Source organism: Tibeticola sp., from assembly GCF_022759015.1.
Lineage (GTDB): Bacteria > Pseudomonadota > Gammaproteobacteria > Burkholderiales > Burkholderiaceae_C > Tibeticola > Tibeticola sediminis.
Map to the genome: position 1 here is coordinate 1 of NZ_JAEMQB010000056.1, position 7,774 is coordinate 7,774.

At 68.1% G+C, this 7,774-nt stretch carries 6 protein-coding genes; 3 read left to right on the forward strand and 3 right to left on the reverse strand.

What is annotated here, in order from left to right:
* The first annotated feature begins 377 nt into the window (after positions 1-377).
* Positions 378-1,361, forward strand: coding sequence for an AEC family transporter (locus tag JHC36_RS03430; protein WP_287915893.1), 984 nt, complete (start codon positions 378-380; stop codon positions 1,359-1,361).
* A 20-nt stretch (positions 1,362-1,381) separates the two neighbouring features.
* On the opposite strand, the gene pdxH is transcribed toward JHC36_RS03430, so the two are convergent.
* From pdxH to thpR, 3 genes are read right to left on the reverse strand one after another with little or no spacing between them, the layout of a single operon-like run.
* Positions 1,382-2,029 carry a pyridoxamine 5'-phosphate oxidase gene (gene pdxH / locus JHC36_RS03435; RefSeq protein ID WP_124219948.1) on the reverse strand — a complete coding sequence of 216 codons (648 nt, stop codon included), beginning with the start codon at positions 2,027-2,029 and terminating at the stop codon, positions 1,382-1,384.
* Between the two features lie 26 nt (positions 2,030-2,055).
* A complete protein-coding gene (gloA, locus tag JHC36_RS03440) occupies positions 2,056-2,472 on the reverse strand; it encodes a lactoylglutathione lyase (protein ID WP_287915898.1) in 417 nt (138 codons plus the stop codon).
* The gene (thpR, locus tag JHC36_RS03445) at positions 2,438-3,079 is read right to left on the reverse strand and encodes an RNA 2',3'-cyclic phosphodiesterase (protein ID WP_287915901.1); all 642 of its coding nucleotides are present in this window, start codon (positions 3,077-3,079) and stop codon (positions 2,438-2,440) included. The genes gloA and thpR overlap by 35 nt, the downstream gene beginning before the upstream one ends.
* Before the next feature lie 99 nt (positions 3,080-3,178).
* Between thpR and JHC36_RS03450 the strand changes: the two genes are divergently transcribed.
* Positions 3,179-6,049: a bifunctional glycoside hydrolase/polysaccharide deacetylase family protein gene (locus tag JHC36_RS03450; RefSeq protein WP_287915903.1), complete on the forward strand. Its 2,871-nt coding sequence runs from the start codon at positions 3,179-3,181 to the stop codon at positions 6,047-6,049.
* Between the two features lie 21 nt (positions 6,050-6,070).
* A partial coding sequence (locus JHC36_RS03455; RefSeq protein ID WP_287915905.1) for a hypothetical protein occupies positions 6,071-7,774 on the forward strand: 1,704 nt, incomplete at its 3' end.

Here is a 7,774-nt window from a genome sequence, read left to right on the forward strand (position 1 = left end):
GCGCTGCTTTGTGGCGCTGGGTTTGGCCAACATCTTCCTCGCGCGCCAGCGCCTCATGGCATAGGTGCGCCCAAAATGGGCGCAGAGCGCATGCGCCAAGCAAAATTGAGTCCAATCGGGCTCGGATTGGTGCCATTTGGACTCACCAATCTCATAATGTGCAAGCTCGGCACTCGGCTCATCGCTGACCGGGCGAAATTGGGGGGGTGTTCAGCGTTGCCTTAGGATGATCGCCCTGCACTCCGCCCAAGCGCACCCAGTCGACGACCCCACCCGCGAACACCAAGGCCTGCGGCGCGTGGGCTGGCTGCGTGCGGCCGTACTGGGGCGGTCTGCGTTGCCCTAGGGCGGCGTGTCATCATCGCCGACTCCGCCCCATGACCACTGCCTGTTTCATGACCGTGACGTTCAACCACCCCGTGCTCTCCGCCTTGTTGCCGGTGGGGCTGTTGATCGGCGTCGGGTTCGTCGCGGGGCGGCTGCGCGTCATTCGGGCGGAGTCGGTGCGCGACCTCTCCAACCTGGTGTTTCTGGTGCTGGCCCAGGCGCTGCTGTTTCGCACCATGAGCACGGTGCGCATCGAGCGGCTGGACTTTGGCGCGATGGCGCTCTACCACGCAGTCGCGGCGGTGTTGTTTTTCGCGGTGCTGGCGCTGCGGGGTTGGGACAGCCGCGCCGCGGTGCTGGCGCTGGCGTCGATCTTCAGCAACACGGTGATGATCGGCGTGCCGCTGGTGGGGCTGGCGTATGGCGAGGCGGGGCTGGTGCAGTTGTTTACCTTGATTTCCACGCATGCGCTGGTGCTGCTGACGCTGGCGACCGTGGTGCTGGAACTGCTCTCGGCCCGCGAGCGCGCACGCGAGCCCGGCGCGGCACCGCGGCACCTGGCGCGAACGGTGGCGCGGGCGGTGCGGAACGCAGTGATTCACCCGGTGCCGCTGCCCATCCTCGCCGGCCTGCTGTATGCGCAGACCGGCTGGGGTTTGCCGCCGGTGGTGGATCGGCCGCTGCAACTGCTGGGCAATGCGTTTGGGCCGGTGGCGCTGGTGCTGGTGGGCGTGACGCTGGCGCAGACGGCGGTGGGCGCGCAGCTCAAAGGGGCGCTGGCGATTGCCGCAGTCAAGACCTTCGTGCACCCGATGCTGATGGGGCTGGCGGGCTGGGCCGCGGGCCTGCGCGGATTGCCGCTGGCGGTGATGGTGGTGGCCGCCTCGCTGCCGATCGGGGCGAATGTGTTTTTGTTCTCGCAGCGCTACCGGCGCGCCGAGGCACTGGTGACGGCGAGCGTGGCGGTATCGACCGCGCTGGCGCTGGTCAGTGTGTCGCTGGCGATGGCGCTGGTGCCATATCTGCCGCAGTAAGGCCGCCGCCGCTGGCGCTGTCAGGGCGCGAGGCGTTCGCGCACCCAGACGCCGTTTTCGAGGCGGTAGCGCAGCCGGTCATGCAGGCGGCTCCGACGGCCTTGCCAGAACTGCCACTGATCGGGCTTGAGACGGTAGCCGCCCCAGTGCGGCGGGCGCGGCGGGTTGAGCATGAATTTCGCGCCGTATTTGGCCGCGGCGGTGACGAGCACGCTGCGGTCGGGGATGACTTCGCTTTGCGGGCTGGCCCAGGCGCCGATGCGGCTGTCGAGCGGCCGGCTGTGGAAATACGCGTCGCTCTCTTCAGGGCTGACTTTCTCGACCACGCCTTCGATGCGCACCACGCGCTCGAGCTCGACCCAATGAAACTGCAGCGCGGCGTAGGGGTTGCCGGCGAGCTCCTGGCCTTTACGGCTGTGGTAGTTGGTGTACCAGACAATGCCGCGCGCGTCGTAGCCTTTGATGAGCACCACGCGCGTGCTCGGGCGCAGGTCTGGCCCGACGGTGGCGAGCGTCATGGCGTTGGGCTCGGGAATTTCGGCGCGGATGGCTTCCTCGAGCCACTGCTCAAACTGTTTGAGCGGGTCGGCGTGCGAGTGGGCCTCGCTGAGTTCGGCCTTCTCGTAGCTCTTGCGCAACTGCGCGAGGTGGCGGGCGGTGTCGGTCATGGACGTGGGGTCTTTCGGAGGTGGCGTCAACGCAGGCTCGTACCGGACGATGCCTCGTCGGGCCGCTCGATGAGTTCGATTTTGTAGCCATCGGGGTCGGTGATGAAGGCGATCACCGTGCGGCCGCCTTTGACCGGGCCGGGTTCGCGCGTGATGGTGCCGCCAGCGGCGCGGATTCGGTCGCAGGCGGCGTAGATGTCCGGCACGCCGATCGCGATGTGGCCGTAGGCCGTGCCGATTTCGTAACGATCCACGCCCCAGTTGTAGGTGAGCTCGATCTCGGCTTGCGCGGGGTTTCCACCTTCGTAGCCGAGGAAGGCGAGCGAGTATTTGTATTCGGGGTTCTCTGAGATGCGCAGCAGCGTCATGCCCAGCACCTGGGTGTAGAAGTCGATCGAACGCTGCAGGTCACCGACCCGCAACATGGTGTGCAAAATGCGCATCGAAAACTCCAGGACTTCGGGGTTCAAGGGGCGTGCAGCGGAAGCGGTGCAGGACGCGATAAAACACCCCCTGCGCCGACGAGCACGATTCAACGAGAGCATATCCGCGCACCGCCCAGTGCACGCCCCGAGCGCCGCGCGGCGGCGGGAGTGCAGCGGCTTGAGCCCGGCGCGCCAGCGTCACATGGGGCTGAAACGGTCGAGGGTCGACCTGGTGGCCTGCCGCGACGATGCGGTCTGCCAAGCGCTGGTGCAGCGTGAGCAGACCCTCGGGTACGGCCACGGGCATCCAAACGGCAATGCCATGTGGCCACAGCGCGTAGCGGTCGCCCTCGAGGTCGAAAAGGGTGCAAGCGACTTTGAGTCGTCGAATCCAGCGCGGCAACTCGGACTCGGGCACGGCACCCAGGTAGTGCAGGGTCAGGTGCAACTGCGCCGCATCGCCCAGCCGCACCCCGCGGGGCCAGGCTCCAAGCGCCTGCCTCGCCCGCAGCGCCGATCGGGTCCGGCCGGCCGGCCACAGGGCGATAAAGAGGCGGCGTGTCGGCGGGGACGTGTCCGGGGACGGGGGCACCGGCGACGGGTCTGAGCGTGAGTGTGCGGCCATGGCGACGTGAACTACTGCGCGTGTCCGAGGTTTATGTCGTTCCTTTGGACCACGAAGGCCCACCGTCTTCGTTGAGAATCATCGGTTATCTTCAAAACCATGATTCCACGCCGTCTATTTCTCAAGGGTATCGCCCCGCTGACTTGGCCGCTGCCTGCGGCGCTGGCCGGCTCGGCTGCGGCTGCAGCGGCATCCGGCTCGTCGCTGGACGGCGCGCCGCGCACGACCCAGGCTGCTGCGCCGCTGCAGTCCCTGGCGTTTTATTACGGAGCGCAAATTCCGTTCGACGAACTGTCGGCGTTCGACGGCGTCGTGCTCGAGCCTGAACATGCGCTGGCGGCGGACCCGGCAGTCGTCGCGCGGCTCGCGCCGCAGACGCTCGCGATGGCCTATGTCTCGCTCGGAGAGGTGCAGGCGAGCCGGCCCTACGCGGCCGATCTGCCCGCAGGTGCGGTGGCCGGCCGCAACCCCGAATGGGATGCCCAAATCATCGACCAGACCCATGCGCGTTGGCCGGCCTTTGTGGTGGAGCGAATCATTGCACCGCTTTGGAAGGCAGGCTTTCGGGCATTCTTCCTCGACACGCTGGACTCCTATCACCGCATCGCGAAAACCGACGCCGCGCGCTTACAGCAGGCGCAGGCCTTGCGGGCCACGCTGCGGGGACTGCAGCAGCGATACGAGGGCATTCGTTTCCTGCTGAACCGCGGTTTCGAGCTGGTCGATGCCGAACTCGCCCCCAGCGTGCTCGCGGTCGCCGCCGAGTCGCTGTTCCAGCGCTGGGACCCACAAAGCCGTCGTTACGGCGAAGTGCCCGAGGCCGACCGCCGTTGGCTGTTGGACCGCTTTGCCGAGCTGCGCAGCCGTTACGGGATTGCGGGCGTCGCCATCGACTATTGCGCCCCCGCCGAGCGGCCGCTGGCCCGGCAGACCGCGCGACGCATCGCCGATGCGGGATTGATCCCTTGGGTTGCCGAACCCTCCCTGACGAGTCTTGGGGTGAGCACGATCGAGGTGCTGCCGCGCAAGGTTTTGCTGCTGCACGCCAACCCAGACGGCAATACGCCGGATCTGCAGGCCGAAAGCGCCCATATGTATGGCGCACTGCCGCTGGAATACCACGGCTTCGTCCCCGAATACCGATACGTTGGCGATGCGACGCCGGTGGAAGGGCCGCTGGCCGGCCGCTACGCGGGCGTGGTGTTGTGGTCCGACCGATCCGAGGTGCCCGAGCCCGCGCGCGCCTTGCTTCGGCTGGCGCGCGAGCAGGGTGTGCCCTGTGTCATTCTGGGGCAGAGTGAACCCGCCTTGTTGCGCGATTTTGGCTTGCAACCCGGGGTCGATGCCCTGCCTGGGCCGATTCGGGTGCAGCGTCCACCAGCGGCCCCCGCGGGCGAGGCGCTGCCGCTGATCGCTCCAACCGATACGGTGGAGTTGGCGGCGGGGGCGGGCAGCGAAGTTTGGCTTTCGGCACTAGCCCGCGATGGTCGCCGCATGGACGGCGCGGCCATCACGCCCTGGGGCGGCTACGCACTGGGCAACTTCGGCGTCTTCAATTTGCCTGGGGCTGCCGGCGTGCGCTGGTCGGTCGATCCGATCGAGTTTTTCCGCCGTGCGCTGCGCGTGAGCGACGCGCCGATGCCCGACGTCACCACCCGCGTCGGGCGGCGGGCGTTTTTCGTGCATTTCGATGCCGATGGCTGGGTCAACCGCTGCGACCGACCCGGCTCCCCGCTGGTCGCGGAGGTGCTGTTGCGTGAGTACATCGAGGTCTACCGCACGCCGATTCTGGGCGCTGCGGTCGTGGCCGAGATTTCGAAAGAAGGGGTCTACCCGGAGACGGCTGAAGCCGGGCAGCAATGGGCGCGTCGGCTCTTTGCCTTGCCCTTCGTCGAAGCCGGCAGCCACAGCTGGAGCCATCCGTTCGACTGGGTCGTGGCCGCAGGCGAGCAGAGCAGCCACCGTCCCTACAACCCGCTCAAATACGGCGCCTACCTGCCGGTGCCGGGCTATCGCTTCAGCACCGAGACCGAGGTTGTCGGCTCGAAGAGCTGGATCGAGCAAAACCTATTGCCACCCGGGAAGGCGTGCAGCATGTTCCTCTGGCCTGGGGATTGCAATCCCCCCGTCAGCGCGGTTGCCGCGGTGTATGCCGCGGGCATGGGCAACATCAACGGCGGCGGGGCGACGATCACACGCTCGGCACCGACCCTCTGCAATGTCTGGCCGCTGGGGATCCCGAAAGGGGGCCGTTGGCAGGTGTATGCGCCGATGTCGAACGAACAGACCTACACGAACAATTGGACCGGCCCGTTTTTTGGCTTCGAGCGCGCCATCGAAACCTTCGAGCTCACCGACGCGCCGCGTCGGCTCAAGCCGATCAACCTCTACTTTCATCCCTACGTGGTCTCGAATGCTGCGGGGGGCAAGAGCCTGCACAAGCTCTGGCGTTGGGCCCTGGCTCAGCCCCTGCACACGATCTATGCGAGCCAGTATTTCGCGAGTGTCCTGGCCTGGCAGCGGGCCGTGGTCGCGCGTCGGCTCGACGGGGGCTGGCAATTGCGTGCGCCCGACGCCCTGCGTCAGTGGCGGCAGCCCCTGCCGTCGGCTGCGCCCGATCTCCGTCGCAGTCAGGGACTGGCGGGCTACAACGAACATGCGCAGATGCGCTACCTACATGCCGTGGCCTCGACCGTCGTCCTGCGCACCGCCTCCGAGCTTGCGGCTGCCGCGCCGCGCTTGGTCGATGCCAATGCCGACGTGGTCCGGTGGGAGGCGATGGACCAGCGCCTCGAGGTCGAGTTTTCCGGCCATGGCCCGCTCGACGTTCGGTTCGAATGGCCACCGGGCTGGCGTGTGAAGGATGCGGCCAGCAGGGGCTGGCGGATCGAACGAGAGGCGGGTGGCGTTTGGCGCCTCGCATCCAAGCACAGCCGCGGTTCGATCGAGCTCGAGTTTCGGGCTGGATGATGTTCTGACGCTGCAGACCCCATGCCCGCGCCGCCCGATCGCCATTCCAGTCGTCCGCCACCGCTGACCGTGGTGCCGGACGATCCCAGCCGCAGTCGGCTGTTCCCGCGCGGAACTCTGGTGGGCTTGGCCTTGCTTGGCCTCGCCGCCATGGCCGTGATGTGGCCGGAGCGGCAATTGGCGCGTTTCTTGGAGGCCAGCCAGGACGACCGTTTGGCGATTCAGTACCTCGAGCAATTGTTGCGGCTGCGTCGCGGCGATGTCCAACTGCGCCTGCAGCTTGCGCGGCGCTACCTCCACGCGGGCGAGCCCGATGCGGCGCTCGAGGCACTGGCACCCTTGGGCAACGACCCGCGCGCGGATGCTTTGCGTTTGGGCGTCTATCAGCGGCGCTGGTTCGACGCGCAAGCCCAGGGGAAGGCGGACGAGCAGGCCGCCGCCGAAGCCGCCTTGCGTAGGCTCCTGGCGCGTGCCCCACCGCCGGAGCGTTTCGATCTTTGGCGCGAGCGTCTGGTTACCGCTCAGGCGCTGGGCGATGCAGCGCTGATCGAGCGGACCGCGGCGTCGGTCGAACGCTTGCTGCCGCTGCCGCTGGCGCAAGCCCGCGAGGCGGTGTCGGCACTGGTGGGCATCGGGCAGTACCGGCGCGCCGCCGAAGTTGCGCTGCGGTCCTTGCGCGCGGTGTCCAATCCGGTGGCCCGCCGCGAGTTGCTGATGCTCGCGGCCCAGGCCTTGCTGGCTTCGGGCGATGCGGTGGCGGCCTATGACACGGTTGCGCCACTGGCGCGCAGCGGACCGGTCGACACCGATCTGGCCTGGTCGCTGCTGAAGTGGGCCTTGGCGGCGAATCGACCCGGTGATGCCCGGCAGTGGCTGCTTCAGGCGTGGCCCGCAGCGAACACGGCGCAGAACAGCACGGCGCGGTTGACGCCCGAGCAGGCCGAGTGGGCCTGGCGCGCGGCGCTGGGCGGCGCGGACTTACCGCTCGCGCTGCGCGTCGCCGATGCGGTCCTCGCGAACCAAGCCAGCGAGGAGTGGGCGCGACGCCGCGCGCAGGTGCTGGAGTGGAGCAATCAGCCCGACGCGGCCATGCGGCAATGGATGGCCTTGCTCGAGCGTCATTTCAGCACCGAGGCGCTCGAACAGCTGGGCCGGCTTGCCACCGCCTTGGGTTCCGGGCCTGGGCAAATCGCCTACTGGCGTGCCCGTGAGCGTTCGGGCGCGCTCACCGCCGCAGAGTGGGAGCAATACGCGAAGGCCGTCGAGCTTCAGGGCGATGCCCGCGAGGCGGTCGCCGTGCTGCGGCGAGGCGCGCTGCAACACCCCCGGCTTTACGGCCGCATGGGCTGGCTCTTGCTCGCGATGGGGGAGATCGACGAGGCGAAAGCCGCTTACGCCCGAGGGCTCGAGGCCGGTGCGCTCGACCTGCAGGCAGCCATGGACGATGCGCTGTTGCTGATTCAGACCGGTGCTTACGAGGCAGCCCTCGAGGTGCTCGAGCGCAGCCGCACCGCTCCAGGCACAGAGGCCCAGCGCATCGCCCACAGCGGCTTGCGCGGCGACCTTGCGTGGGACCTCGGCCGGGTGCCGCAGGCGGTGGGCGCCTACCGGGAACTGTGGGCCGCGCCCGCGCTGCGCCGCGGACTCAAGCCCTATCAGTTCCAGCGTTTCGTCGCGGGGGTGGCGGAAACCGAAGGCCCGGCGGCGGCCCTCGCCCTGATCGAA